The sequence below is a fragment of the Nonomuraea sp. NPDC050540 genome (genome assembly GCF_044457485.1).
Taxonomy (GTDB): domain Bacteria; phylum Actinomycetota; class Actinomycetes; order Streptosporangiales; family Streptosporangiaceae; genus Nonomuraea.
Genome location: NZ_JBITHA010000032.1, coordinates 16,480 through 41,607 on the forward strand (window position 1 = coordinate 16,480; position 25,128 = coordinate 41,607).

The 25,128-nt window shown below is 71.3% G+C and carries 24 protein-coding genes; 16 read left to right on the plus strand and 8 right to left on the minus strand.

The window, feature by feature from the left end; genetic code table 11:
• The first annotated feature begins 154 nt into the window (after window positions 1–154).
• The 3 genes from ACIBI5_RS51955 to ACIBI5_RS51965 are packed head-to-tail and all read left to right on the plus strand — an operon-like array spanning window position 155 to window position 3,191.
• The gene (locus tag ACIBI5_RS51955) at window positions 155–1,111 is read left to right on the plus strand and encodes a D-alanine--D-alanine ligase family protein (RefSeq protein WP_397258879.1); all 957 of its coding nucleotides are present in this window, start codon (window positions 155–157) and stop codon (window positions 1,109–1,111) included.
• The gene (gene murF, locus ACIBI5_RS51960; RefSeq protein WP_397258881.1) at window positions 1,108–2,487 is read left to right on the plus strand and encodes a UDP-N-acetylmuramoyl-tripeptide--D-alanyl-D-alanine ligase; all 1,380 of its coding nucleotides are present in this window, start codon (window positions 1,108–1,110) and stop codon (window positions 2,485–2,487) included. Before ACIBI5_RS51955 ends, murF begins: the two co-directional genes overlap by 4 nt.
• Before the next feature lie 11 nt (window positions 2,488–2,498).
• The gene (locus tag ACIBI5_RS51965) at window positions 2,499–3,191 is read left to right on the plus strand and encodes an aspartate/glutamate racemase family protein (protein ID WP_397258883.1); all 693 of its coding nucleotides are present in this window, start codon (window positions 2,499–2,501) and stop codon (window positions 3,189–3,191) included.
• A 15-nt stretch (window positions 3,192–3,206) separates the two neighbouring features.
• On the opposite strand, the gene ACIBI5_RS51970 is transcribed toward ACIBI5_RS51965, so the two are convergent.
• Complete coding sequence (locus ACIBI5_RS51970; RefSeq protein ID WP_397258885.1) at window positions 3,207–5,072, minus strand: AAA family ATPase; 1,866 nt, start codon at window positions 5,070–5,072, stop codon at window positions 3,207–3,209.
• Window positions 5,056–5,640, minus strand: a complete 585-nt coding sequence (gene vanY-N / locus ACIBI5_RS51975; RefSeq protein ID WP_397258887.1) for a D,D-peptidase/D,D-carboxypeptidase VanY-N — start codon at window positions 5,638–5,640, stop codon at window positions 5,056–5,058. Before vanY-N ends, ACIBI5_RS51970 begins: the two co-directional genes overlap by 17 nt.
• 191 nt (window positions 5,641–5,831) lie before the next feature.
• Here vanY-N and ACIBI5_RS51980 point away from each other — a divergent pair, with 191 nt between their 5' ends.
• From ACIBI5_RS51980 to ACIBI5_RS51990, 3 genes are read left to right on the plus strand one after another with little or no spacing between them, the layout of a single operon-like run.
• Entirely contained in the window at window positions 5,832–6,506 is a 675-nt protein-coding gene (locus tag ACIBI5_RS51980) for a response regulator (RefSeq protein WP_397258889.1), read from the plus strand.
• Between the two features lie 7 nt (window positions 6,507–6,513).
• Window positions 6,514–8,019: an ATP-binding protein gene (locus tag ACIBI5_RS51985; RefSeq protein ID WP_397258892.1), complete on the plus strand. Its 1,506-nt coding sequence runs from the start codon at window positions 6,514–6,516 to the stop codon at window positions 8,017–8,019.
• Window positions 8,016–8,498 (plus strand): hypothetical protein, encoded by a 483-nt coding sequence (locus ACIBI5_RS51990; protein WP_397258894.1) that lies wholly within the window; start codon window positions 8,016–8,018, stop codon window positions 8,496–8,498. Before ACIBI5_RS51985 ends, ACIBI5_RS51990 begins: the two co-directional genes overlap by 4 nt.
• 259 nt (window positions 8,499–8,757) lie before the next feature.
• On the opposite strand, the gene ACIBI5_RS51995 is transcribed toward ACIBI5_RS51990, so the two are convergent.
• Window positions 8,758–9,165, minus strand: a complete 408-nt coding sequence (locus tag ACIBI5_RS51995; RefSeq protein ID WP_397258896.1) for a hypothetical protein — start codon at window positions 9,163–9,165, stop codon at window positions 8,758–8,760.
• Window positions 9,166–9,350: 185 nt separating this feature from the next.
• Between ACIBI5_RS51995 and ACIBI5_RS52000 the strand changes: the two genes are divergently transcribed.
• From ACIBI5_RS52000 to ACIBI5_RS52010, 3 genes are read left to right on the plus strand one after another with little or no spacing between them, the layout of a single operon-like run.
• A complete protein-coding gene (locus tag ACIBI5_RS52000) occupies window positions 9,351–9,809 on the plus strand; it encodes a helix-turn-helix domain-containing protein (RefSeq protein WP_397258898.1) in 459 nt (152 codons plus the stop codon).
• 49 nt (window positions 9,810–9,858) lie between these two features.
• Complete coding sequence (locus tag ACIBI5_RS52005; RefSeq protein WP_397258900.1) at window positions 9,859–10,401, plus strand: hypothetical protein; 543 nt, start codon at window positions 9,859–9,861, stop codon at window positions 10,399–10,401.
• Window positions 10,398–11,591, plus strand: a complete 1,194-nt coding sequence (locus tag ACIBI5_RS52010; protein WP_397258902.1) for an MAB_1171c family putative transporter — start codon at window positions 10,398–10,400, stop codon at window positions 11,589–11,591. Before ACIBI5_RS52005 ends, ACIBI5_RS52010 begins: the two co-directional genes overlap by 4 nt.
• An 11-nt stretch (window positions 11,592–11,602) precedes the next feature.
• Here the strand turns inward: ACIBI5_RS52010 and ACIBI5_RS52015 are convergent, their stop codons facing one another.
• Both ACIBI5_RS52015 and ACIBI5_RS52020 read right to left on the minus strand, forming a co-directional pair.
• Entirely contained in the window at window positions 11,603–12,037 is a 435-nt protein-coding gene (locus ACIBI5_RS52015) for a hypothetical protein (RefSeq protein WP_397258904.1), read from the minus strand.
• 166 nt (window positions 12,038–12,203) lie between these two features.
• Entirely contained in the window at window positions 12,204–14,471 is a 2,268-nt protein-coding gene (locus tag ACIBI5_RS52020) for a phosphatidylserine/phosphatidylglycerophosphate/cardiolipin synthase family protein (RefSeq protein WP_397258906.1), read from the minus strand.
• Between the two features lie 187 nt (window positions 14,472–14,658).
• On the opposite strand from ACIBI5_RS52020, the gene ACIBI5_RS52025 reads away from it, so the two are divergent.
• The 5 genes from ACIBI5_RS52025 to ACIBI5_RS52045 all read left to right on the plus strand — a co-directional run bounded on the left by ACIBI5_RS52025 (window position 14,659) and on the right by ACIBI5_RS52045 (window position 19,954).
• Window positions 14,659–15,789 (plus strand): ROK family protein, encoded by a 1,131-nt coding sequence (locus ACIBI5_RS52025; RefSeq protein ID WP_397258908.1) that lies wholly within the window; start codon window positions 14,659–14,661, stop codon window positions 15,787–15,789.
• Window positions 15,790–15,923: 134 nt separating this feature from the next.
• A complete protein-coding gene (locus ACIBI5_RS52030) occupies window positions 15,924–17,105 on the plus strand; it encodes a Gfo/Idh/MocA family protein (protein WP_397258910.1) in 1,182 nt (393 codons plus the stop codon).
• On the plus strand, window positions 17,102–17,914 hold the full coding sequence (locus ACIBI5_RS52035) for an SDR family NAD(P)-dependent oxidoreductase (protein ID WP_397258912.1): 813 nt from the start codon (window positions 17,102–17,104) through the stop codon (window positions 17,912–17,914). Before ACIBI5_RS52030 ends, ACIBI5_RS52035 begins: the two co-directional genes overlap by 4 nt.
• Window positions 17,915–17,945: 31 nt before the next feature.
• Window positions 17,946–19,016, plus strand: a complete 1,071-nt coding sequence (locus ACIBI5_RS52040; protein ID WP_397258914.1) for a glycosyltransferase family 4 protein — start codon at window positions 17,946–17,948, stop codon at window positions 19,014–19,016.
• The gene (locus ACIBI5_RS52045) at window positions 19,013–19,954 is read left to right on the plus strand and encodes a DMT family transporter (protein WP_397258916.1); all 942 of its coding nucleotides are present in this window, start codon (window positions 19,013–19,015) and stop codon (window positions 19,952–19,954) included. Before ACIBI5_RS52040 ends, ACIBI5_RS52045 begins: the two co-directional genes overlap by 4 nt.
• Before the next feature lie 147 nt (window positions 19,955–20,101).
• Here ACIBI5_RS52045 and ACIBI5_RS52050 read toward each other — a convergent pair whose 3' ends face one another.
• Both ACIBI5_RS52050 and ACIBI5_RS52055 read right to left on the minus strand, forming a co-directional pair.
• A complete protein-coding gene (locus ACIBI5_RS52050; RefSeq protein ID WP_397258918.1) occupies window positions 20,102–21,085 on the minus strand; it encodes a saccharopine dehydrogenase family protein in 984 nt (327 codons plus the stop codon).
• A 57-nt stretch (window positions 21,086–21,142) separates the two neighbouring features.
• Window positions 21,143–22,294, minus strand: a complete 1,152-nt coding sequence (locus ACIBI5_RS52055; protein WP_397258920.1) for an amidohydrolase family protein — start codon at window positions 22,292–22,294, stop codon at window positions 21,143–21,145.
• A gap of 62 nt (window positions 22,295–22,356) precedes the next feature.
• Here ACIBI5_RS52055 and ACIBI5_RS52060 point away from each other — a divergent pair, with 62 nt between their 5' ends.
• Window positions 22,357–22,992, plus strand: coding sequence for a TetR/AcrR family transcriptional regulator (locus ACIBI5_RS52060; protein ID WP_397258922.1), 636 nt, complete (start codon window positions 22,357–22,359; stop codon window positions 22,990–22,992).
• Window positions 22,993–23,049: 57 nt separating this feature from the next.
• Window positions 23,050–24,198 (plus strand): FAD-dependent oxidoreductase, encoded by a 1,149-nt coding sequence (locus ACIBI5_RS52065; protein WP_397258925.1) that lies wholly within the window; start codon window positions 23,050–23,052, stop codon window positions 24,196–24,198.
• A gap of 118 nt (window positions 24,199–24,316) precedes the next feature.
• On the opposite strand, the gene ACIBI5_RS52070 is transcribed toward ACIBI5_RS52065, so the two are convergent.
• Window positions 24,317–25,087, minus strand: coding sequence for a TetR/AcrR family transcriptional regulator (locus ACIBI5_RS52070; RefSeq protein ID WP_397258927.1), 771 nt, complete (start codon window positions 25,085–25,087; stop codon window positions 24,317–24,319).
• Window positions 25,088–25,128: the final 41 nt, after the last annotated feature.

Genomic DNA, 25,128 nt, shown 5'->3' on the forward strand with positions numbered 1-25,128 from the left:
GTGATGCCCGGCGCTTTTGGTCAGGAACTGGACGGCGAATGGCCTGGGAACTGGCCGGCCGAAAGCTCGACACTCGGCAGGCTGAGCCGGCGACGCCGAACACCACGGCGCCGGCGGCGCAGTCTCCGTGTCGCTGAGGAAGGCTGATCAGATCGTGACTGAACGCGTACGCGTGGCCGTGCTGGCGGGTGGGCCGTCCGCGGAGCATGAGGTGTCGCTGCAGTCGGCGAACGCCGTGCTCGACGCTCTGCCGAGGGATCTGTACGACCCCGTCGCCGTCATCATCGACCGGCAGGGCAGATGGCCGGTGGAGCTGCGACGCGATCGGGTGGACGTGGTCTTCCCCGTGCTGCACGGGCCGTTCGGCGAGGACGGCGTCGTCCAGGGCCACCTGCAGACCCTGGGCATCCCGTACGTGGGCTGCGGCGTCCTGGCCTCCGCCGTGGCCATGGACAAGGTCGCGATGCGGCGCGCCTTCCTGGCGGAGGGCATTCCGGTCACGCCACACGTGTGGTTCACCGAGCACGAATGGCGTACCACCACCGACTCCTGGGGTCTGGTGAAGTCGCTCGACTGGCCGATGTACGTCAAACCGGCCGGCATGGGCTCCTCCATCGGCATCTCCCGTGTCACCTCCATGGAGGAGCTGCGCGCGGGCGTGGATCTGGCGCTGGCCTACGACCGGGTGGTCATCGTCGAGCAGGAGGTGGCCGCGCGCGAGCTCATCTGCAGCGTGCTCGGCGGCTACGACACTCCGGACGCGTCGGTGCCCGGCGAGCTCATCGTGCCCGGCGACTGGCTCGACTACGAGGCCAAGTACCTCAGCCAGGCCGAGATCGCCGCCATCCCCGTCGTGTTGCCGGAACGGGTGGCCGAGGACGTGCGTGAGCTGTCCCTGCGCGCCTTCCGGGCGATCGGTGGCTACGGCCTGTCCCGTGTCGACTTCCTCTATGAGGAGGGCACGGGACGCCTGTACGTGCTGGAGATCAACACCATGCCCGGCTTCACCTCCCGTTCGGTGTACGCCAGGACGTGGGCCGCGAGCGGTGTCCCCTACCCCGACCTGCTGCGCCGCCTCATCGACCTCGCGTTCGCCAGGAGCGGCTCATGATCCCCATGACCCTGGACACGATCGCGCGGGTCGTCGGCGCCCGCCTGTGCGACGTGCGCGACCCGCGGGCGACGGTGACGGCGCCCTCGGCGGTCGACTCCCGCGAGGTGGTGCCCGGCGGCCTGTTCGTCGCGACGGCCGGCGCCCACGTCGACGGGCACGACTACGCGGCCGGCGCCGTCGCGGCGGGCGCCGTCGCCGTGCTGGCCTCAAGGCCCGTCGGCGTGCCCGCCCTCGTGGTCGAGGACGTCCAGCTCGCGATCGGCCTGCTGGCCAAGCGCCTGCTCGAACACATCAGCCCGGCCGTGATCGGCCTGACCGGCTCGGTGGGCAAGACCACGACCAAGGACCTGCTGGCCCAGGTGCTCGAACGGCACGCCGCGACGGTCGCCACCGACAGGTCGTTCAACAACGAACTGGGGCTGCCGCTCACCGTGCTGCGTGCCGATGCCACGACCCGGTACCTGGTGCTGGAAATGGGCGCGGGCCGCAAGGGCGACCTGACGTACCTGACCGGGCTCGCGCCGCCCCGGGTCGGGCTGGTGCTCAATGTCGGCAGCGCGCACGTGGAGCGCCTGGGAGCCGGGCCGGCCGACGTGGCCGAGGCCAAGGGCGAGCTGGTCGAGGCGCTTCCGGCGGACGGGTTCGCCCTGCTCAACGCCGACGACCCGTACGTCATGGGCATGGCCGACCGTACCAAGGCCACGATTCTGTTGTACGGCAGGCCGGCGCAGGCACACGTGCGAGCCGAAGACGTGCGGATGACCGATCGCGCGCGAGCCGCGTTCGAGCTGGTGACGCCCTCCGGCCGCGCCTCGGTCGAGCTCGACCTCATCGGCGAGCACCAGGTGAGCAACGCCCTGGCCGCCGCCGCCGTCGCCACCGCGCTCGGCCTGGGCGCAGCCGAGATCGCCGATGGTCTGAACGCCGCCCGGCGGCGCTCGGCGGGCCGGCTGGAGATCGTCGAACGGCCTGACGGCGTCACCGTCGTCAACGACGCCTACAACGCCAGCCCCGAATCCATGCGGGCCGGGCTGCGGGCGGTGAAGGCGCTGGCCGGCTCCCGCCGTACCGTCGCCGTGCTCGGCGCGATGGGGCAGCAGGCGGACGCCTCCCGCGCCCGGCACGCGGAGATCGGCCGGCTCGTCGCCGACCTCGGCTTCGACGTGCTGATCGCGGTCGGGGCGGGGGATCCGCTCGCGTTGGCGGAGGCGGCGGAGTCCGCGAACCGGGGCGCGGCCGTCCATGCGGTCGAGGACGTGGCCGGTGCCCTCAGCCTGGCCACCGCGCTTCTCCAACCGGGGGACGTGGTGTTCGTCAAGGCTTCCAGCGAGATCGGCCTCGGTGTCTGCGCCCGCGCCCTCGCGATTCTTTGAAACGGAGTTTCATGCGCACGATCGGTCTCATCGGCGGGCTGAGCTGGGAATCGACGGTGGTCTACTACCAGATCATCAACCAGCGGGTACGCGAGCGGCTCGGCGGCAGCCATTCCGCCAACAGCCTCATCTGGTCGGTCGACTACACGACCGTCGAGGATCTCATCTTCGCCGACCGCTGGGAGGAGGTGAGCACGTTGCTGACCGGTGCGGGCCGGAACCTGGAGGATCTCGGCGCCGACCTCCTGCTCGTCTGCAGCAACACCTTCAGCCGGGTCAGCGACGACGTGGAGCGGGCCGTGAACGTCCCCGTGCTGCACATCGCCGACACCCTGGCCGACGAGATCCGCGCCAGCGGGATGCGCAAGGTCGGTCTGCTGGGCACGCACTTCACCATGGAGCAGCCCTTCTACCGCGATCGGCTGGCCGCCCACGGCCTCGACGTGGTCGTCCCACGGCGTGAGCAGCGGGAACTGGTCCATAACGTGATCTTCGACGAACTGGTGCGCGGGACGCTCCGGGACTCGTCCAGGGACGCGTACACCAAGATCATTGACGACCTCGCGGACGACGGCGCTGAAGGCGTCATCCTGGGCTGCACGGAGATCGAGCTGCTGATCGGTGCGAAGGACAGCTCCCTTCCGGTGTTTCCGAGCGCCCGGCTGCACGCGGAGGCGGCGGCCAGTTTCGCGCTCGCCGACTGACGCGTCCGCGGCGGTTCAGGTGCCGTACAGCTCCCGGTGCCACAGGCCGGCGCGGACCCGTTCGATGCCGGCGGTCAGATGGCGGCGGTAGGTGGTGAGAGGAAGGCCGAGCCGTTCCGCGGCCAGCTCCTGGGTGGGCGTGCCACGCAGGAACGTGACCGACAGCGCCCGGTGGAGCTTGGCCGAGCGCGGGTCCTCACCCAGGTCGTCGATCGCCTGGCGGAGCAGGTCGCCCAGTGCCGTGGCCGGGTTCTGCCCGCCCCGCTCGGCGATCAGCCTGGTACGCGTCAGCGGGGAGCCGGCCAGCGCGTCCTTGCGCGGCAACTGGCGCAACGCCTGGCGGACCGCCTCGGCGAACTCCGCCTGGGACAGCACCTCCAGTGCCGCGACGGCGGGCCGCTGGTTCCTCCCTTCCAGCCACGCCCGCGCCGGCACCGCGCGCCAGTCGTGCGCGAACAGGGTGTGCGCGTCGTCGGAGACGGCCCGCATCCCGTAGCGCTCCGCGTTCTCCAGGTAGGACCATGCCAGCCGCTCGGACCGCAGGCAGTCGCCGATCGCCCGGCACCGGATCAGGTCCATCACCGGCGAGTTTCCGCGATACGGCGGCAGCGCCCAAGTCCGGCTGATCGCCACGTGCTCACCGGCGCGCAACGGCGTGGTGGCACGCGCGTGCGCCCACGCCATGGCCACGACGGGATCGGCCGCCAGTTCCTCCTCGTCGGGTTCCGACAGTCGCAGCCACGCCGTGAACGCCACGGGCTCGCCGGTCTCGGCCCGCCGGTACAGCCGGAACGCCTCCGGCCGGCGTTCCGCCCAGAATGCGGCGCCCTCCGTTCCGGCCGCCACCCGGAGCAGCGTGCCGACGTCCTCCTCCCGCAAGGGCTCTTCCCGGAACCGGTCGTCGGCCGGCTCTCCGTGGTCGCGGTGCAGGTAGAGCAGCGCCGCCACCGCGCCGGGCACGTCCGCGTCGCTCACCGTGCGCACCCTGTCCGCGAGATGCGCGTGGATGCGGTCGTGCATCGCCGCGTACCCCTGGGGATCCCGCCAGCGCAGGTCCGCTTCCAGGACCTCTCGCACCACGTCGAGCGGAAACAGGCCGAGCGGGCCGGACCGCACGAACGGCAACCGCCGCAACCAGCGGAACAACGTCCCGGCGTCCTGCGGCAAGGCCGCGCGCAGCAGGTCCTCCGTGGTCGTGTGCGCGTGCGCGCAGATCTCCAGAGCGTGCCGGTGCGCCGCCGACGGCACCTCGCCCACCAGCTGATCCAGCAACGCGGCCACCACGTCCTGATGCGGCGTCCACCGACCGCCGTCCTTCACCGCCACGGCCGCCCCGAGCAGCAGCGCCAGCGGATGACCACCGGCGAAGGCCAGCAGCGGCTCGCGCGCCTCGGCCGGCACCCCGCTGGAGTCCAGCAGGGCCCGCGCGTCTCCGGGCCGCAGGCCGCGCAGCGGCAGCACCTCCAGCGCCCCCGCCCATCCGGGATCCGCCCGCCACCGCAGGTCAGGAGGGTTGCGCCCCGCGATGACCACCAGCGCTCCCATGGGCACCCGCGGCAGGTACCACTCGCGCAGCCATTCCTCCCAGTCCCGCACGCGTTCGACGTTGTCGACGAGCAGCACCGCGTCCGCCTCGCGGACAACCGGCATGCGCCCGTCCACCATGGACACCGGCCGGCCCGCCGCCTCGGCCTCGCGGGCGAATCGCCGCAACAAGGCCGTCTTCCCCATGCCGCCGGGACCGTGCACGTACAGGACGCTGCTGCCGCCGCCGTACAACGCCGTGGTGAAGACCGCGAGCTCTTCCTCCCGCCCCGCGAACGCCGTCTCGCGCGCTGCTCGCAGGCGGCGTCCCAGCAGTTCGTCACTCCCCGCTGACATACCGGTTCCCGTACTCGCTCATGTGGGCCACGCCGGGGTGAGGTCGTCGTCGTGGTGGTATGCCGCAGCGCTGCGGGTGGTGCTCGAAGTGCCACCACTCGTTGTCGTACATGCGGTAGAGGTCGTAGCGGGCGCCGTGCTCCTCCAGCCATTGCGCGCCCTCGTGAGGGCGCACGTCCAGCGCGATGCCCTTGACGTGGCAGGATTCCGCCGGTGGCAGCACGAGCATGCGTGCCAGGGCCGGGGAGCCGGTGCGGCGTACCTCGTCGTCGAACATCCGTTGCTGGACGACGGGGTCGCGGTGTCCCGAGGTGAGGCCGATGAGCTGGCCGTAACGCCAGAACGCCTCGGTGCGCGCCGCGGTGAACGCCGCCAGCGCGCCCTCGGCGAGCCCGGTGAGGTCCTCGGCGGGAAAGCGCATCCGCAACGCCCAGCCGCAGGCCAGTTCGCGGGCCCGGCCGGGGTCGCGGGCGAGCGCCACGGGCAGCAGGAGTACGGCGAGCACCTGCGTGACCACGGCGAACAGCCGATCTCGGGGCCGGGACGGGATGGTGCGTGGTTCGTCCATGACGAACTACGATTGGCGCCGAATGTGTGTGCGTCGTCTGTCGTTTGTCACCGTTTGACGACGGCGGCCACCGCCGGCGTGACCGTGACACAACCATGACATGGCACGGACGAGGCGGGGACATGACCGGCCGACAGTGGATGGAGTTGACCGGCGGACGAGTTACGGAGCGTGCTGTGGTACTCGGCGGCGTGTCGCGAGTGTTGTTGATCGAGGATGACCCGGCCGTGCGGGAGGGCCTTGAGCTGGCCCTGACCCGGCACGGGCATCGGGTGGGCGCGGTGGAGTCCGGCGAGCAAGGGCTGGACCGGCTGCGTACAGACCCTCCCGACGTCGTCGTGCTCGACCTGATGCTGCCCGGCATGGACGGGTTCGAGGTCTGCCGCCGCATCCGGGCCATCGGGGAGATACCGATCATCATGCTGACCGCCCGCGGCGACGACATGGACGTGGTGGCCGGGCTGGAGGCGGGCGCCGACGACTACGTGGTCAAGCCGGTGCAGCCCAGGGTGCTTGAGGCGCGCATCCGCGCGGTGCTCCGGCGGATCGGCCGGGACCAGGCGGAGCTGGAGCGGCACGGGGACCTGACCATCGACCGGGCCGGCCTGGTGGTCGCCAACCGCGGGGTGCCGGTCAGGCTCACCCCGGCCGAGCTGCGCCTGCTGCTCGAACTCTCCGGTACGCCGGGCCGGGTGCACAGCCGCCAGCAACTGCTGGACTCGGTGTGGGAGCACGGGTACTTCGGTGATTCGCGTCTGGTGGACGCGTGCGTGCAGCGGTTGCGCGCGAAGATCGAGGACGACTCGGCGGCGCCCGTCTACGTGCAGACGGTGCGGGGGTTCGGGTACCGGTTCGGGCCGGTGTGAGCCGCCGATGACGCCTCGGCCGAGCCTGGGGCTGCGTGCCCGGCTGCTGTCCGCGTTCGCGCTGCTGTGTGTGGTCACCACGGCGGCGGTGGCCGGCGGGATCTACGTCCAGGCCCGCAACGACATCCTGCAGCGGGCCCAGGACGCCGCTTTGCAGGCGATGAAGGGCCGCCTGGAGGCGCTCTTCCCGTTGCGCACGTCGACGCCGGACCAGACCGAGCTCGGCAGGATCGCCGAGAACATGACCGAAAGAAACAGCGCCACGCTCGTCATCTACCAGAAAGCGTACGCGCAGGTCGGCCCGCCGGAGGGCCCACCGCCCGGCGCCCCGCCGGGCCCGCCGTGGGGCAGGGGGCCGGGCGGGAACACGCCGCCGTCTCTGGGTCCCGGGGACGTCTCACGGGGGCTCCGGCAGGAAGTGGCCGGCGGCGACATCGCGTGGCAACGCGTCGTGCGGGAGGGCAAGCCGTTTCTGATCATCGGCGCGCCGTTGCTGATCGTCGAGCGGGACGGGACGCGGAACTCCGGCATCGAGGTCTACACCACGCGCAGCCTGCTTCCCGAACAGCGCAGCATCGACTGGCTCGCCACGAGCGCCTGGCTCATCGGCGGGGCGGCCATGGCGTTCGCGGTTCTTCTCGCGTTGCTGGCCACCCGTAGCGTGCTGCGCCCGGTGCGCGAACTCGGCCGGGCGGCACGCCTGCTGGGAGAGGGCGAGCTGCGCACCAGGATCGCGGTCAGCGGCTCCGACGAACTGGCCGACGTGGCACGTACGTTCAACAACACCGCCGCGGAGCTGGAACAGCACGTCACGCAGCTGCGTGAGATGGAGGCCGACGCCCGCCGGTTCGTGGCGGACGTGTCCCACGAGCTGCGCACCCCTCTGGCCGCGCTCGCCGCGGTCGCCGAGATCCTCGACGAGGAGGCGGCCCGGCTGCCCGAGACCGCCGGCAAGGCCGCCAGGCTGGTCAGCCGGGAGACGCTCAACCTCACCGAGCTGGTGAACGACCTCATCGAGATCAGCAGGTTCGACTCCGGCGTCGCGGCCCTCACGCTGAACGAGGTCGACGTGGCCGAGCTGGTGCCCGCGACCCTGCGTGCCCGGGGCTGGACGGAGCAGGTGCGCACCGAGCTTCCCCCCGCGGTGACGGCCCGGCTGGACCCGCGCCGGGTGGACGTCATCCTCGCGAACCTGGTCGGCAACGCCCTGCGGCACGGCGCGCCTCCGGTGTCGGTACGGCTTTCCGCCGACCCGCACTGGATCACTCTCGAGGTCCGCGACCACGGACCGGGGCTGGACGAAGCGGTGCTGCCGCACGCGTTCGACCGCTTCTACAAGGCCAGCGCGGCCAGGACCAGGTCAGAGGGCAGCGGCCTCGGCCTGGCCATCGCGATGGAGAACGCGCGGCTGCACCGGGGCGACCTCACCGTCGTCAACGCCCCGGACGGCGGCGCCCTGTTCGCCCTGCGCCTGCCCCGCCGGGCACCCGACCCGGAAGGAGACTCCGCATGAGGGCCGGGCTCTCCCGCCTCGTGCTGGCCGCGGGCCTCGTGTCGTTCGTCGCCGTGGCCGGCTGCGGCGTACGACCCAGTGACGCCATCTCCGCCGGCGAACCGCCGAGCGGAGGCGTCGCGCTGACCAAGACGATGACGCTCTACCTGGTCAAGGACGGCCGGCTCAGCGTGGTGACGCGGCCGCGTATCCGTCCGATGTTCCTGACGGACACCCTCGCGCTGCTGGCGGAAGGCCCCACCGCGGAGGAACGGGCGCGCGGGCTCACCACCGACGTCCCGCCCGAAGCCGGCCCGATCGCGGCGACCGTCAAGCCGGGCGACCGCCTGGTGCTGAACCCGTCCGTTCCGGGCGACGAACTGTCCCCTCTGGCCGTCCGGCAGATCGTGTGCACCACCGCCGCGCTGCAGGAGGGCATTGCCCAGATCACCGTCGTCGGCGCGGGGAAGAGCATCGACCCCAGGGACTGCCCGGAGTAGCGGCAGCGCGGATCAGGTCGCCGAACGTCTCCTCCTCGGCTCCTTCGCCGTTGGGGGCCAGCAGGTGGGCGGCGTCGCCGATCAGCGCGCGGGGACGAGCATCGTGCCGCCGCCCGCCGGGCGATCCCAGGACGGCGTCGACCTGCGCGGCGCGTTCGTCTGGGGACTGCTCGACGGCTGGGAGGTCTACGGCGCTACGCCTGACCCGGGTCGAAGGACCCGTCCGGAGCGCTCCGGACGGGTCGTGCTCGTTCCGCGGTCAGACGCAGTTGGTGACGCCCCAGCGGGTCGTGTCGGCGGGCGGGAACTTGGACGGCGGGATCTCCCACCACCTCGTCGCTCCCGGCGCGACCACGTAGCAGTTGCCGACGTAGGTGTAGGTGCCGTCGAAGGCGACGGCGTGGCTGTTGGGGGTGATGACCGCGGAGGCGCCCCCGCAGTTCCGGTAGTACACGGTGATCGTGGTGCCGTTGCCGCCTGGCTGCGCGATCGTGGTCCAGCAGTTGACGGCCGCCACGGCCTTCTGCGTGCTCTCGCCGCTCCTGATCTCTTGGCCCGGCGATGGAGGAGCCGCCGCGGCGGAGGCGCCGCCCATGGGGGCGAGAAGACCGAGGCCGGCGAGGGAGAGCCCGGCCAGGACCCTTCTGATGCGCGATCGGTGTGCCATGAAGCGACCTCCTGGGTCGGCTGCGGGGGGTTGGGCACGCGGCGTCGATGAGTCGCCGCCGGCGTCCAGCGCTGCACTATAGTTGTGCGAGCAATACAAGGGACATAACCACGCCAACAGACAGCAGTCAACCATTGTGCAGTGGCGTTGATTGTGATTCACAATAGTCAACCAAGGATGATCGAATGGCCTCGCCGGCAGACGGCCGCAAGAGCTTCGCCGACAAGCTGAACCTTCTCTTCGAGACGGTCCGGCCGCCGGACGCGCACAGGGAGTACACCAACAGCGAGGTCGCCGCCGCGACGGACGTCTCGGCCAGTTACGTCGGCTACCTCCGCAAGGGCGTACGGGACAACCCGTCGGTGGAGACGATCCAGGCCCTGGCACGCTTCTTCGAGGTGCGCCCCAGCTACTTCGTCGACGAGGATGTCGACGAAGAGCACGCCGCCGCCGTCGAGGCGCGGCTGAAGCTGGTCCAAGCCCTGAACGATCCGGGGATCAAGCGCCTGGCCATGCGCGCCATGGAGGCCGAGCTGTCCCCCGCCGCCCTCGACGCGATCACCGCCATGATCGATCAGGTGCGCCGGCTGGAGGAGACGATCGCGCCCAGGCCGCCCCGCAAGCGTGACCCGGACCAGTCTTGACCGGTCGAGATCTTCGGTCAAAACTGAGGTCGTGGCGTCGGGGGAGCTCATGTGCGCTGTTCGCGGGCGGCGGCAGGTAGGCGCGTTATGCCGTCAGTTCGAGGCGCTGCTCGACTCCCTGGGATTGCCGGGAACGTTCACGATCCCCGAGTTGTGCCGGCGGATCGAGGAACGCCGCGACCGCTCGATTCACCTCATCGCCCGAGAGCTCCCGGTGCGCGCACCGCACGGGCTCTGGGTCGCCGGCGAACACGCCGACTACGTCTTCTTCGACAGCTCCATCGGGCCCGTCCGGCAGTACCAGATCATCGCCCATGAACTGGGCCACATGCTGTTCGACGACGACACGGCCGCCGCGGACGTCCGCGAACTCCTGGCGATGCTGAGCCCGGAGATGGACCACTCGACGGTGCGGAAGATCCAGCAGCGCAACAGCTACGCGGAGCCGGCCGAGCTGCGGGCGGAGTTGTTCGGCACGGTGACGGTGCGGCGCGTGCAGACCTGGTCCTCGTTGTCCTGGAGCCGGACGGCCGCTCCCGAGCAGTTGGCCCGGCTGACCGAGACGCTGGAAGGCCGAGCGTCCCGGCCGTGACGCCGGTCCAGGTGGCCCAGCTGGCCGTGGCGCTCGCCTGCTGGGTCATGACCGCGATCAAGATCGCGCATCTGGTTCACCGGCTGCGCGACCGGCCCCTGATCTTCATGTGCCTCACCCAGACGGCGATCACGCTGGCGTTGACCGTCCAGCCGATCGCCCCGCAGCTCGACCAGGCGCTGGGAGTCCTCGGTGTGAGCCGGGCGCTGGGGAACTGCCTCGCGCTGGTCGCGGTCGCGGCGGGACACGCTCTGATCATCCTCCTCACCGCGCAGGACCCGGCCGCGCTCCGGCAGGTCCGCCACGACCTGGCCCTGGCGGCGGCCTCCGTGGCCGCCATCGTGGCCGTGTTCCCGCTGGCGCCCGCGCCGTACGACCTCGCCGATCATTACGTACGCAGCATCGCCTACTACACCGCCACGCCGACACCGGCCGAGGCCCCGCACACCGTGCTCTACCTGATCTGCCTCGGCTGGTGGGTGGTGCATCTCGCGATCGCCGCCACCCGCTACGCCCGCATCGCTTCCCGCCCGCTCCTGGCCGTCGGCACCCGGCTGATCGCCGCGGGCGTGCTGATCGGCCTGGCGTACGTCGTGGCCAAACTCGCGGCGATGATCGCCGCGAGCGTGGGAGCGTCCACCGTCGTGCTCGACCAGCTCGTTCTCGCGCTGTACGTCGTGGCGATCCTGACGGTGCTCATCGGCGGCACCGTTCCCGCCTGGGGCCCGAGGGCCGGCGTCGACCGCCTGCTCGACAGCCTCCTGGCCCGCCGCGACTGCCGGCGCCTCAGGCCGCTCTGGCAGATCATGCACGACGCGGTGCCGCAGATCGCGTTACGGCCCCGCCCGGTCGAACCCCGGCTACGGCGCATCCGGCTGACCGTGGAGATCCTGGATGGCTACGTCCTGCTCAGCCCGTGGATGTCCGCGGGCGCCGAGCAGGAGGTACGGCGGCACGCCTCGGGCAGGCCCGATCCGGAGGCCGCCGTCGCCGCCAGGATGCTCACGCTCGCCATCTCCCTCAAGCGCGCGGGCCGGCCACCGGTGGACGACCCCGCCGCGATCCGGAGCTTCGTCGACGCGGCGCCCGGGGAGCACCAGGCGAACGCCGCGGCGCAGGTGCAGTGGCTGGCCCGGATCGCACGGGTAATGCGCCGGCAGGCGGGCATCCGCGTTCGACAGCCCCCGTGATGACCAGCTGATCACCACGTTTCGTGGGTCCATCCCTTACGCCAGCTGCCATAGGTCATGCCGCCCGCGTTGCAGCCCCCGCTGTAGCAGAGCTGGGTGCGCTTGGTGAGCCGGCTGACCTTTCCGGCGTCGATCCCGTAGTAGATCTCCTGGATCGTCTTGGAGCAGACCCGTTCGACACGGGCCTTCACGAAGCCTGTTTCGCGTCCCAGGGTGTACTTGTAGTTCCCGACGGACCAGGTTCTGATGAAGCTCCCGCCGTACGAGTGCCGCGGAATGTCCTTGCTCGGGATATGGGGAGGGCTGACCTTACAGAGGTTCGCCGTGTTCCGGTAGTACAGGTAGTAGGGCGGTGACGCGCTCGTGGCTCCCGCTGCGACGGCCGGGAGCGCGGTGAGGGCGGCCGCGACGACTAACGCGAGCTTGGCAACCGATCCAGTCTTCATGTGACCTCTTCACGTCGGAATGTTGGCCCGAAGCTATAGATCACGGCTTTTGATTTGCTTTTGCGCGACGTTGGCGGGATCGCGGCTGCCAGGAGGCGGTCGGGCGACGGCTGCGGCCGGTGTGGTTCTGGCAGCCGTCGCCGGACGGGCCCGCCCCGCAAGCCGGTTACATGGTGGCGGAGGTGTTGGTGAAGCCGGTTCTGGCCACGATGTCCGCGTAGCCGTTGACGTTGAAGTCCTCGGTGTAGAAGTAGGTGAAACCGCCCGGCCCGGCGCTGACCGCGGTGGCGAACTGGTTGCCGACGGTGTTCGGGTTCATCCGCTCGGCGGGAAAGCGTCCGGTCGCGGATCCGTCGGCGTTGAAGCCCTTGGCGTACACCTCGTGCGTGCGGTCCTGGTTCCAGATGTCGGTCTCGGTCCAGCCGACGACGAAGCTTCCGGACGGCTCCGCGGCGATCGACGGCGTCCCCTGCACGGCGCAGACGTTCAGGTGGCAGAGGGGCGGGTACTCCAGGTTGCCGTCGGCCTGGTCACCCAGGGTGTAGCGGCCGTTCTTCACCGGCTTCTCGGCGAACCGGCCGGCGAGCGACGGGGTGAATCCGCGGGCCCGCACCCGCCAGATGCCGCCGAGGTTGTCGCTCCAGGCCACCACGCTGTTTCCTGACGAGGTGGTCGCGACCGCGGGTGCGAGGTGCTGGCCCGCGTTGTTGGCGTTGATCTGGGTACGGCCGGCCACCACGGCCCCGGTCGTGCCGAGCCGCTTGCCGTACACGTGAGGGGCCTGTTGCCAGACCACGGTGGCGACGCCGGAGGCGTCCACCGCGACGTCGGGCCGGTTGCCGGCGCCGACCTCGTCCGGGCCCCAGAGCCGGGTGACGGTCGAGGAGTATCCGGCGGCGCGGACGGTCGAGGTGTGACCGTCCTCCCAGGCCACGGTGAACGCTCCGGCGCCGGTGACCGCGATCCTGGGCCGCGTCTGGTCACCGCGCCATTCCGGCTGGTTGACCCAGATCGTGGCGCCGAGCTGGCCGGTGACGGAGAGCTTGCGCACGGCGATGTTGTGCTCGCCGCGGCAGTCGCCGTCCTCGGCCCAGGCGACGTAGGCGTTGCCGCCGTCGTCGACTCCGGCCGCGGGCTGGACGTGGTTCCAGCCGGTGGCGCAGCCCGCTCCGCCCATGTCGACGCGGATCGGGCCGGTGACGGGCTGGCCGTACCGGAAGATTCTGGCGAAAATCCGTGCGCCGCTCTCCCAGGTGAGGGCGGTGTAGCCGTTGCGTTCGGCCGAGGCTCTGGGGTTGCGCTCGTCGGCCGCGTCGTTGGCGGCCATCCGCAGGGCGGCGTTCGGGTAGGCGGCGGGCACGACCTTGATGGCCTGCGCGTACAGCAGATCCATGGTGGCGGTGTAGGCGGCGTAGATCGCGGCATCGTCGATCTTGACGAAAGAGTCGTCGGCCGTGGTCAGCGAGCCCATGTTGATGTTGTGCGAGCCGGTGTAGACGTACTGCCCGCCCAGCGCGTCCTCGGTCAGCATGATCTTGGAGTGGAGTGTACCCACGTCGCAGGTGGTGACGGGCTCGTGGCAGCCGCCGGGGCGGAAGGTGTGGACGACGAGGCCGTCCTTGGCGAGTTCCTTGGCCACGTCCGTGGTCTGGTTGCCCTCCGGTACGAAGATCTGGATCGAACAGCCCCGCTTCTTGCGGTTCACCAGCGCGGTGCGGACCGCGACGCGGTCGAGCGCGAACTGGGAGTGCGCCAGCCGGATCGAACCCGGGCACTCGACCGCGTCGATCGCCTCCGCCATCGGGTCGTCGGCGCGTGGTGTCATCCAGACGGTCACCTTGCCGCTGTCGGAGGTGAAGGAGCCCGACCAGGTGTGGATCTGCTGCGACCACAGCTTGTCGAAGACGCCGCGATATCCGGCGGCCAGCCCGGCGTCGCCCGAGCTGACCAGCATGTTCTGGTGGGCGCCGAACTTGGCGTCGAGGTTCTGCGAGCTCTGCGCCACCACGTCGGTACGGCCGTCCAGCAACCGGCTGAAGACGGCGAACTTGTGGTGCATGACATCCTTGGCGGTGCTGTTGCAGGCGTCCGCGCACAGCACCACGCGGCCCGGACCGAGATCGTTGGCCAGCTGGTCGAGAAGGGGGTTGTGCCCGGTCTTCTCCGCCACGACCCGGACGTCCACGCCGCGCCCCGCGGCCTGGACGAGCTTGTTCTTGATGACCGCCCGTTCGAGCACGAACGTGGCCAGCCGGAGGGTGGAGCCCGGCGCCGCCTGGTCGATCAGCCCGGTGAGCTGGGTCTCCAGCGAGTCGTCGGTGGGGCCGGTGACGCCCGGGGCGGCGAAGTACGCCTCGAGCTGCGGGGTGGCTGCCGCCTGAGCCGGTACGGCCAGGCCGAGCAGCATGACTAAGCTGGCAAGAATCTTGAGCATGTGACCTCTCTCGCGGGAAGAAGCACCGGCCGTGTCAGTTCGTCCCCCGAGCCGGACGGGTGCGGAGGATAGTGGGGGGTGACCGGTTCGAAGGTGGCGGACACAAGATCGTCTCTTAGCGCTGATCCCCGAAATCGCATTTATAGTGGACTCCACAATTAATAACCGTCAAGAGGGGATCAACGCAGTGACCCTCGCTGTCAGCGGTGGCGACCTCCAGCGACTGCGGCGGCTCAACGCCCTCGCCGTCGTCTCCGCCCTGCGCGGGGCCGGGCCGCTCCCGCTCACCCGGCTCGCCGAGCACACCGAGCTGGCCAGGGCGACGATCAAGGAAGTGGTCCGCGACCTCATCTCCATGGGCTGGGTCGCCGAGATGGATCCGAGCACCGGCGGCGGCAAGGGCCGCCCCGCCCGCCGCTATCGCTTCCGCGCCGAGAACGGCCGGGTGCTCGGCCTCGACATAGGGGCGCACAAGGTCCTGGCCGCCATCAGCGACCTCGACGGCGAGGTCCGGCACGTCTCCCGCGAGCCGATCACCCCCGGGCACACCAGGCGGGAGCGCCTGGCCGCCGTCGACCGGGCCGTCGACGCGTGCCTGGCCGCCACCGGCACCTCACCGGCCGACGTGTGGATCACCACCGCCGGGAGCACCGGCTACGTCGACAACGAGGGCAACGTCGTCATCTCGCGCGCCATCCACGACTGGTCCGGCGTGCCCCTGGCCGGCCACCTGTCCGGCCGTCTGGCCGGTGAGGTCCTGGTGGACAACGACAGCCGTCTCGCCGCGCTCGCCGAATGCCGGCGCGGGTCCGCCCGCGACGCGCGCAACATCGTCTACCTGCACATCGGCCGCCGGGCCGGCGCGGCCATCATCCTGGACGGCGTCCCGCTGCGCGGCTCCACCGGAGCGGCCGGTGAGATCGGCCTTCACCCGCTGTTCCACCTGGCCGACTCCAGTGACGTGCTGACCGCGGGGAACTCGGGGCAGGCGGTCTTCGACGCGGCCCGGCGCGGTGAGGCCGACGCCCTCAACGCGGTCCTGCGCTACGTCAAGGTGCTCGCCCTGGCCACCGCCGCCATGGCGCTGACCGTCGACCCCCAGGTGATCGTCATCGGCGGCGGGTTCTCACGCTCGGCCGACGTCCTGATGCCGCCGCTGCGCGCCGAACTGGAGACGATGTGCCTGCGCACCCCCGAGCTGCGCGCCTCGACGCTCGGGGACGAATGCGTGGCCATCGGGGCCGTCTGCCTCGGGGTCGAGCACCTCAACCAGCGGTTCTTCAACCCGGAGGACGGACCGGTGGCCCCGCTTCGTTAATTATGGCCTCCACCATATATAGCGATCCGTGCGCGAAATCGCTTCAAGTCTTGTCTTTTCAATCACCATTAGGCATCTTGATCGCAACGGCATCACGCCTTGACGACTCAACGTGATGGAGAGGCCGACAGAGCATGGACGATCTCCGCATTGCCGCCATCGGGCTGGGACAGAGGCGCAGCCTCGCCGTCGCCGCCCACCGAGAGTCAGGCCGCGGATCGCGTGTCACCGCCGTCTGCGACCTGGATGAGACCACCCTCCGCGCGGAGGCCGGCTTCTTCGGCGCGAACGCCGCCGAGACCGACTACCGCCGCCTGCTGGACCGCGACGACGTCGACGCGGTGCTGGTGGCGACCCCCGACCACACGCACGCCCGGGTGGCGATCGACGCGCTGCGCGCCGGCAAGGCCGTCTACCTGGAGAAACCGATGGCGACGACGGTGGCGGACGCCGACGCCGTCCTGCGTGCCGCCAGGGAGTCGGGCTCCCGGCTGTACGTCGGGCACAACATGCGGCACATGGAGGTGGTACGCCTCATGCGCCGGCTCGTGCTCGAAGGCCGGATCGGCACCCCGAAGGCGGTGTGGATCCGCCACTTCGTGGGCCACGGCGGCGACTACTTCTTCAAGGACTGGCACGCCGAGCGGTCCAAGGTGAACAGCCTGCTGCTGCAGAAGGCCTGCCACGACCTCGACGCCATGCACTGGATCGTCGGCGGCCACACCGAGGAGGTGCAGGCACTGGGCGGGCTGACCGTCTACGGCGACCTGCCGCGGCGCGCGGCCGGGGTGCCCAAGGCGGAGAACTGGCTGAGCCTGGAGCACTGGCCGCCGTCGAGTCAGCGTGACCTCAACCCGGTGATCGATGTCGAGGACCTGGCGCTGCTGAACCTGCGCCTGGGCAACGGGGTGCTGGCCGCGTACCAGCAATGTCACTACACCCCCGACTACTGGCGCTCCTTCACGGTGATCGGCGACGCCGGGCGGCTGGAGAACTTCGGCGACGAGCCGGGCGGCACGATCCGGGTGTGGAACTCGAGCCGTCGCGGCTACGATCCGGCCGGGGACGCGGAGTTCCGCATCCCGGGGCCGGTCGGCGGGCACGGCGGGGCGGACGCGAAGGTGATCGAGGAGTTCGTCCGGTTCGTGCGTGAGGGCGGTCGTACCGACACCTCGCCGGTGGACGCGCGGACGGCCGTGGCCGCCGGTGACCTGGCCACCCGCTCGTTACGGAACGGCGGCGCCGTACTGCGGGTTCCCGAGCTGGAGAAGTCGCTGCGGGCCTACTTCGACAACGGACAGGTGGAGGCGGCATGAGCGGACGTCAGGACCGGTTCGACCTGAGCGGACGGGTGGCGCTGGTGACCGGCGCGGCAGGAGGCGTCGGCCGGGTGACGGCACGGCGGCTGGCGGCATCGGGCGCGGCGGTGGCCGTCACCGACATCGACGAGACCGGAGCCGTTGACCTCGCCCGGGAGATCACCGCCGGCGGTGGCAGGGCGCTCGGTCTCCGGCTGGACGTCACGTCCGCCGAGAGCGTGTCCGCGGGATTCGCCGCGGCCGCGCGGGAACTGGGCGGCCCGGTGGACGTGCTGATCAACAACGCCATCGTGGCCTGCCCGGTGCCGCCCCGCTTCCACGAGGGGCCAGAGCGGCTCTGGGACACCGACTTCGACGTGATCGTCAAGGGCGCGGTGCGCTGCGTACAGACGTCGCTGCCCGAGATGATGGCTCGCGGCGACGGCGTGATCGTGAACGTCGTCTCGGTGAACGCCTTCGCCTTCTTCGGCCACCCCTCCTACAGCGCGGCCAAGGCGGCGATCGTCTCGCTGACGCGCTCACTGGCCGTCGAGTACGGCGGGCACGGCATCCGGGTGAACGCGATCAGCCCCGGCACCATCCGCACCCCGGCGTGGGACGAGCAGATCGCCAAGAACCCCGCCACCTTCGACGCGCTCAAACAGTGGTACCCGCTGGGCCGGGTCGGGGAGCCGGAGGACGTGGCGGCGTCGATCTGCTTCCTGGCCTCCGACAGCGCCGCCTGGATCACCGGGTCGGTCCTGACGGTCGACGGCGGGCTCACCGCGGGCAACGCCCTCATGGCCCGCTCCGTCGAAGGCAACTGACCCCTCGACCCCACAGGAAAGGACGCAACGCATGCGTGTCATGCATCTGGTGCAGTGCGGCCCCACGACCGGTGGAACCGTCAGCCACGTCGCCACCCAGGTGACCCACCAGATCGCCCGCGGGCTGAAGGTCGCCGTGGTGGCCGGGAGCGACGGCGTGCTGACCGGGCACTGCCGCGAGGCGGGCGCCGACGTCTTCGTCGACCCGACCCTGCTCCCGGTGCCGGCGCCCGGACAGCCCGGCGACCCCGCCGCTCTCCTCGCCGCCGGCGCCGGCTGGCGACCGGACCTGATCCATGCCCACCTGATGCACGCCGGCTTCCGCGGTGAGGAGCTCTCCACGGCGATCGGGACGCCGTTGCTGTACACGCAGCACATGTACAAGCCGGTGGACCCGTTCCTGGAGGCCGCCCTGGCCACGGGAGCGGGCTTCCCGGTCATCGCCGTCGCCGAGTTCGCCCAGCGGGCCATCGGCAAGTTCCTCGGCGACGCGGGCCGCGTCCACTACGTGCCGAACGGCGTCGACGTCCCCGCCCCGTCGGGCTTCCGGCTGGAGCGGGGCGCGGGGCCACGGGTGCTGTACTGCGGACGCCTGTCGCCGGAGAAGGGCGCGGATGTCGCCGTCCTCGCGTTCGAGCTCATGCTCGGGCAACTGCCCGGCGCGAAGCTGCACCTCGTGGGGACGGGCCCCGACGAGACTCTGCTCCACCGGCTGGTCTCGGCTCTCGGGATCGCCGAGCACGTACGCTTCCACGGCAGCGTGTCGGGCGCCCTGACCGCCGAGATCGGCGCGGACGTGCTGCTGGCCTCGTCCCGCGGCGACGCGGCCAGCCTCGTCGTCCTGGAGGCGATGGCCTCGGGCGTCCCGATCGTGTCGACGGCGGTGGGCGGCATCCCCGAGCTGGTCCGGCACGAGGTCGACGGCCTGCTGGTCGCTCCCGACAACCCGCACGCCCTGGCACGCGCCGCCCTGAACGTCCTGGCACGCGAAGACGGCGGCGCCGCTATGGCCGCCCGCGCCCGCGACCGGCACCGGGAGCTGTACACGGCCGCCCTCATGGTGGAACGCACCTGCGCCGTCTACGAAACCGTCACGCGGTGAGCGGTGGCAGAGGGCGGTTGATCTGGCAGTCCGCTGCGCTGGTCCTCCTGCTGGCCTCGACCTGGCTGGTCGTGGAGGCCTCCCTGCGCGACGCGAGCACCGGGATCGTGTCGGCGGGCCGTACCGCGTTCACCGTCCTGGGCCTGGTGGCGCTCACCTGGTGGTCGCCCGCCTCCGCGTCGCCCGCCTCCCCGGCCACGGGTTATCGATGGTGGCAGATCGGGCTGCTGGCGCTGACCGGTGTGACCGCGTACACGGTGCTCTCGACCGTCGCGATCAGCCTCGCCGGACCGGCGCTGCCCGCGCTGACCCTCTCCCTGACCCCGGCCGTGGTGCTGATCGCCGAGAGCGTCATGCTGCGCACCCGGCCCTCACCACGCACCATCGCCGGAACCGTGATCGCCGTCGCCGGCGCCGTGCTCTACACGGTCCCCCGGCTTGCGGGATCGCTCGGCGACGACGTGGCGCTCGGGGCGCTGGTCGCGCTCGCGGCGATGTTCTCCATGGCCTTCTACGGTCTCTACTTCAGCAGAACGAACCGCGGCTACCAGGGGGCGATGGCGCCACGCATCCTGCCGATCTTCGCGGTCGGGACGATACCGCTCGCCGCTTGGGCGGCGACGGACGTCGCGGCCGGCGAGCGGGTCAGCTGGCCGGTGCTGGGCATGCTCGTGCTCCTGGGCATCGTCATCTACGTGCCCGTCTACCTCCTTCAACATCGCATCCTGCTGACCGGCGGGCCGTCCTACTCCGCTCTGCTCGGCCTCGCCGTACCGCCGCTGGTAGGGGTCAGCTCGGCGCTGCTGCACCTGGCCGGGGCGCCGACGTCGATGCAGATCGCCAGCATGGGGCTCACGCTCGCCGGGATGGCACTCGTCATCCGGAGCAAGCTGGCTCGGGAGAAGAAAGATGAGCCCGCGCACGCCGCGTCTTCGTAGAGTGATGCGAGACTCACGCCTTGCCGCCCTGCCGCCGGGAGGACCAAGCGGCCGTCCCCCGGTGGATGAAGATCACGAAAATCGACGGGAGAGCCGCCCCTCTCGTACGCTCCCGGCTGGGCGTGCACGATGCCCGGGGACGGCTCCTCAGCCGGCATGGTCGAGCCGGAGGTCGAATCCGTCGGCCGCGAGCTCGGTCAGGAACGCGATCGGGTCCACCATCTGCTCGATGTGCCGGACGCCGGGTGGTTGCGCGGGCAGGTCGCGGATGAGCAGTGCGGCTGCGCGCCCGGTGACGCGGCTCTGCCGTCGCCCGCTGAAGGACGCCCCGCCCTTGCCCGAGGTGACGGTCACGGCGAACCCGTCGCCGCCATAGTGGAACCTCGCCAGCGCGCCGAGCAGCAAGGAGCGGACCCCCTTCCGGCGCAGCAGGCGCGCGGCGGCGGGCCGGCCGGCCACGGCCAGCAGCCTGGTGAGCAGCCGGGAGTCCAGGCACAACCCGGTCCGTACGGCGGGCACGCCGAGCGTCCCGGGCAGCGTGTACTGATCCGAGAACGGAAAGCGGTGGACGACGCGGGAGCCGTACGGCAGGGGAAAGTCCATCGTCCAGGAGCCGTCCAGGGCGCCCAGCCCGTCCAGGGTCCAGGCGATCGCGGCCGGGCCGTGGTGTTCACCGGAGCCGAGCAGGACGCCGACGCGCAGTTCCGTGGCCGGTGAGCGCTCGGCGCAGACGCGGGCCAGCAGGTTGGTGACCCCGGGGACCAGGCCGACGCTGAGCGCGGCGGTCGCGCCGGACGCACGGGCCACGTCGTCGAGGCGGCCGATCTCGGCCAGCAGGTCGTGGGAGGCCGACACGTCCACGTAGTCGATGCTCCTCTTCAGGCAGGCGTGGGCGACGCGGGCGTTGTCGATCTCGGCGCACATCAGGACGGTCGTGACCCCGTCCAGCGCCCTGGCCAGGTCGGCGGGGTCGGCGGCGTCCACGCGCATCGCGGCGATGCCGGGAACGGGCGCCGCCCGGCCGGGGTTGCGCCCGGCCACGATCACCCGGGTACCGGGAACTCCGGTGAGCGCGGCGGCGGCTTCCCGGCCGACCGCGCCGTAGCCGCCGAGAATGAGGACGGTGTTCATCTCTGACTTCCTCCTTGCCGGCGAACTGTTTGGCTGAGCGCGCCGGGCGGGTGCGGGCTAGGGGGTGACGACCGCGCGTCCGCCCGCCATCACGAGCAGCGGGTACTCGAGGTTCTTCACGCCGGCGTGCCCCTTGCGGATGTCCCCGGCGGCGGCGATGAGGTCGGCGGGCGCGCCGGGCCGCAGAGTGCCGAGCGGCGCTAGCCCCAGGTGCTCGCCGGCGAGCGAGGTGGCCGCGGCGAGCGCCTGCTCCAGGGAGAGCCCGGCGTACATCATCAGGCTGAGCTCCTGGGAGTCGAACCCGTGCGGGATCTCGGGATGGGCCATGTCGGTGCCGTAGAGCAGCCTGCCGCCGTGGGTGACGAACTCCTTGGCGTTCCTCATGGCGCCCTTGGTCCTGGCTTGGGTGTCGAGGGTGCCGATCATGCGTACACCCTGCCGGACGGCCTTTTTGAGCAGGTCGGCCGGCAGCGGGTCGGCGGGGCTGTGCGCCCATTCGTCCACGCCGGCCGCCAGCGCGAGGCGGGCCCCACGTTCCTCCCCGATGTGCGCGCTCACCCCGCGTCCGCGCCGGTGCGCCTCGCGCACCACGGCGAGCACCGTCTCGAGCGACGGCATCGGCCACGGCGGAGGCGTCGTGGCATGCTCCCCGCCCCACGGCGCCCCGGACTCCCCTCCGGGCTCCAGCGCGATCTTGATGACGGCCGCTCCCTGGTCGACGAGCTTGGAGACGGTACGGCGAGCCGAGTCGGCCCCGGTGACCACGGCGGCCAGCCCCGTCCCCCAGGTGGGGATCGGATAGCCGCGCGGCGCGGTGACCAGCGGCCCGGAGCCCAGGTAGCGCAGCCGCCCGGGTCCTTGCGGGCCGCCCCGCACGTGGCCGCCGAGGTCGCGGACCGTGGTCACCCCGTGGCGCAGGATCCGGTCGAAGGGCACGTGGTTGTGGGTGGCGTGCACGTGAAGGTCGATCATGCCCGGCGCGATGGTCGCCGCCCCCAGGGCGAACCTGCGGGCCGAGGGCGCGCCCACCGCCCGTGCCGGGCCGGACCGCACCACCTTGCCGTCCCTGACGAGCACCGCGGCGTCTTCGACGAAGCGCCGGCCGTCGAACATGAGGTCGGCGGTGACGAGTACTTCCTTGCCGGGGGCGAAGGCCGCGCCCGGCACGGCGACCAGGGCGCCCAGCTTGATGCTTTCGCGTCTGTTCATCTCACCTCATTTTTGTAGTGTGACTATAAGAATGTTTTTGTAGTGCTGCTACAGTCAAGTGGATGGGAGAAAGATCACAGCAGACGGACGGCCGCACCGCACGGGCGCAGGCCACCAGGGCACGCGTCGTCGCGGCGGCGGCCGACCTGTTCACCGGCGCCGGCTACACCTTGACCAGCATCGGCGCCATCGCCGCCGCGGCCGGAGTGAGCGAGCAGACCATCTACTACTCCTTCGGCACCAAGAAGGCGGTCCTCGCCGCCGCGCTCGACCGGGCCGTCGCCGGTGACGACCAGCCGATCCCCACGCTGGAGCGCCCCTGGGCACGGGAGGCGGTCGCCGACCCCGACCCGCGCGGGCAGCTCCGCCGCCAGGCCGCCGGGGCGGGCGACATCTACCTGCGCGCCGCGCCGCTGCTCGACGCCGTACGCAGCGCGGCGCCCACCGATCCCGACCTGAGCGAGCTCTGGGCGACCAACCTGCGGCAACGCCTGACCGTGCAGCGGGTCTTCGCCCGAGCCCTGGCGGGCAAGACGCCGCTGCGCGACGACATGGAACCGGAGACCGCCGCCGACATCGCGCTGACGATCTTGTCTCCCGAGACCTACACGCTGCTGGTCGCGGAGCGCCGGTGGAGCCACGCCGCCTGGCAGGCCTGGGCGGAGAACGCCCTCACCCGAATGCTCACACTCCTGTGACTCCGCGCGCTGCTACGCTCGTACTAGTACGATCGTAGTGAATGCGAGGGAGGACTCATGCGGATCGCGGTGGTCGGTGCGGGGCTGGGGGGAGTCGCGGCGGCGGTCGGGCTGCACCGCCAGGGTCACGAGGTGAGCCTGTACGAGCGGGGCGCCGAACTCAGGGAGGCGGGCACCGGGGTGGTGATCATGCCGAACGGCACCCGGGCCTTGCAGCGGCTCGGGCTGGACGGCTACGTCCGTACGCTGTCCCTGCCCCCCACCGACGCGGGCCTGCGCGACTGGCGCGGACGGCCGCTGCTGGTCACCGACTCGGCCCAGGCGCAGCAGGAGATCGGCGCCGCCGCCGTCGTCGACCGGGCGGAGCTGCACCGGTCGTTGCGCGCCCCGCTGCCCGACGGCCTCGTACGCACCGGCATGCCCGTCGAACGCCTGGACCCCGGCCCCGGCGGAGTCACGGTGATCAGCGAGGGGCGTCCCGTCGAGACGGTCGACGCCGCGATCGCGGCCGACGGTGTACGCAGCAAGCTGCGCGCGCACCTGTTCCCCGGCCACCCCGGGCCGAGACGGACCGGCCGGATGGACCTTCGCGGCACGCTCCCCCGAAGCCCGGAGGCGGCGGAGAACGGCCTGCTGGCCGCCATCATGGTCGATCGGCGCACCGGGGCCGGCTTCGGCCTCTTCCCCCTCGGTGACGACGCGTTGTACTGGTACACCGACACCCCGCAGGACGGCCCTCCCCCCAGCCCGGAGGAAGGGCGGCGGGAGGTGCTGGCCATGATGGCCGGATGGCACCCCGGAGTGCTCAAGGTGATCGCGGACACTCCGGCCGAGGCCATCCACGTCGATCCGATCGTCAAACTCGCCGAGCCGCTGACCTCGTACGTGTCCGGCCGGATCGCGCTTCTCGGCGACGCCGCGCATGCCATGTCACCCGACCTCGGGCAGGGGGCCAGCCAGGCCTTCGAGGACGCGGCGGCGGTGACCCGGCACCTGACCGGCGCCGAACCGGGAGAGGTCGTCCAGCGACTGCGCCGCTACGACGCCGAGCGCCGTCCCCGCGCCAACCGCATCCTGCTGGCGGCCGCCCGGCAGTCGCGGCTGACCTCCCTGACGGGCGCGCCGGCGTGGGTACGCGACGCCATGCTGCGCCTGGTCCCGAAGCGGCTGGCCACCCGACAGCTCGCCGCCCTCTGGCACGCTTAGAGGCGGCCCGCTTCAGTCGGGACCCGCGACCACCAGAACGACCATCATCCCGGCGATGGCCAGAAAGACGAGCACGGCGAGGGTGGTGAGGACGGCGACGACCACGCGCCGCCATCCCCTACGGGGATCCATGCCGGATACCCGCCTCCGCGGCGATCAGCGCCTCGATCCCGTCGAGGATCAGCCCCAGGCCGAAACCGAACTCGTCCTCGGCCCCTTCTTCGGCGGGCGCCCGGAACACGCTGGAGGCGAACAGCTTGGCCGCTTCGGGGAAGCGGGCCGGCTCCACCAGCGGCGAGAGGGCCGTCCCGTAGTCCCGCTCGCTCTGCGCCTGGTCGAGTCCGCTGCCGAGGCGGCCCTGCGCGAGTTGCTGCTCCAGGGCGCTGACGGTGCGGACGTATCCGCCCAGGAGGTTCAGGATGCCGAGTTTCGCCGGCCAGCCGAGGCCGGTCTCACGGAGGGCGCGCAGCAACGCGTCCATCCAGCCGATCGCGTTCGGACCGACGGGCGGGCCCGCGATGGGCAACTGCGCCAGCCAGGGGTGACGCCCGTAGACCCGGCGGCTGGTCAGCGTCCACCGCCGTAGAGCCTCCCGCCAGCCGACGGCCTCGTCGACCTCGGGCGCCGGGCCGATGGCCAGGTCGCCCATCAGCTCGCACAGTTCGTCCTTGGAGCCCACGTGGCGGTACAACGACATCTTCGTGAACCCCAGCGCCTCGGCGACCTTGGGCAAGGTGGCGCCGCCCAGGCCGTCGCGATCGGCGAGCTCTATCGCCTTGCGCACCACCTGCTCCACGTCGAGCTCGGCCGGACGCCCGCGCTGGCGTCCCGGAGAAAGGCGCCACAGCCGTTTGATGTGCGCGGAAGCCTGCGCCGACTCGTCCTGCATACCTATAGTCTCCCATAGATAGTATATGGAGGACACTAATC

Excerpts from the sequence above, each read along its gene's own strand:
- ACIBI5_RS52060 (WP_397258922.1), top strand. The coding sequence starts at position 22,357 with ATGGGAGAAAGATCACAGCAGACGGACGGCCGCACCGCACGGGCGCAG.
- ACIBI5_RS52020 (WP_397258906.1), bottom strand. The coding sequence starts at position 14,471 with ATGCTCAAGATTCTTGCCAGCTTAGTCATGCTGCTCGGCCTGGCCGTA.
- ACIBI5_RS52005 (WP_397258900.1), top strand. The coding sequence starts at position 9,859 with ATGTGCGCTGTTCGCGGGCGGCGGCAGGTAGGCGCGTTATGCCGTCAG.
- ACIBI5_RS52000 (WP_397258898.1), top strand. The coding sequence starts at position 9,351 with ATGGCCTCGCCGGCAGACGGCCGCAAGAGCTTCGCCGACAAGCTGAAC.
- ACIBI5_RS52065 (WP_397258925.1), top strand. The coding sequence starts at position 23,050 with ATGCGGATCGCGGTGGTCGGTGCGGGGCTGGGGGGAGTCGCGGCGGCG.
- ACIBI5_RS51995 (WP_397258896.1), bottom strand. The coding sequence starts at position 9,165 with ATGGCACACCGATCGCGCATCAGAAGGGTCCTGGCCGGGCTCTCCCTC.
- ACIBI5_RS52070 (WP_397258927.1), bottom strand. The coding sequence starts at position 25,087 with ATGCAGGACGAGTCGGCGCAGGCTTCCGCGCACATCAAACGGCTGTGG.
- ACIBI5_RS51985 (WP_397258892.1), top strand. The coding sequence starts at position 6,514 with ATGACGCCTCGGCCGAGCCTGGGGCTGCGTGCCCGGCTGCTGTCCGCG.
- ACIBI5_RS51990 (WP_397258894.1), top strand. The coding sequence starts at position 8,016 with ATGAGGGCCGGGCTCTCCCGCCTCGTGCTGGCCGCGGGCCTCGTGTCG.
- murF (WP_397258881.1), top strand. The coding sequence starts at position 1,108 with ATGATCCCCATGACCCTGGACACGATCGCGCGGGTCGTCGGCGCCCGC.
- ACIBI5_RS52040 (WP_397258914.1), top strand. The coding sequence starts at position 17,946 with ATGCGTGTCATGCATCTGGTGCAGTGCGGCCCCACGACCGGTGGAACC.
- ACIBI5_RS51970 (WP_397258885.1), bottom strand. The coding sequence starts at position 5,072 with ATGTCAGCGGGGAGTGACGAACTGCTGGGACGCCGCCTGCGAGCAGCG.
- ACIBI5_RS52035 (WP_397258912.1), top strand. The coding sequence starts at position 17,102 with ATGAGCGGACGTCAGGACCGGTTCGACCTGAGCGGACGGGTGGCGCTG.
- ACIBI5_RS52055 (WP_397258920.1), bottom strand. The coding sequence starts at position 22,294 with ATGAACAGACGCGAAAGCATCAAGCTGGGCGCCCTGGTCGCCGTGCCG.
- ACIBI5_RS52050 (WP_397258918.1), bottom strand. The coding sequence starts at position 21,085 with ATGAACACCGTCCTCATTCTCGGCGGCTACGGCGCGGTCGGCCGGGAA.
- vanY-N (WP_397258887.1), bottom strand. The coding sequence starts at position 5,640 with ATGGACGAACCACGCACCATCCCGTCCCGGCCCCGAGATCGGCTGTTC.
- ACIBI5_RS52030 (WP_397258910.1), top strand. The coding sequence starts at position 15,924 with ATGGACGATCTCCGCATTGCCGCCATCGGGCTGGGACAGAGGCGCAGC.
- ACIBI5_RS52015 (WP_397258904.1), bottom strand. The coding sequence starts at position 12,037 with ATGAAGACTGGATCGGTTGCCAAGCTCGCGTTAGTCGTCGCGGCCGCC.
- ACIBI5_RS51965 (WP_397258883.1), top strand. The coding sequence starts at position 2,499 with ATGCGCACGATCGGTCTCATCGGCGGGCTGAGCTGGGAATCGACGGTG.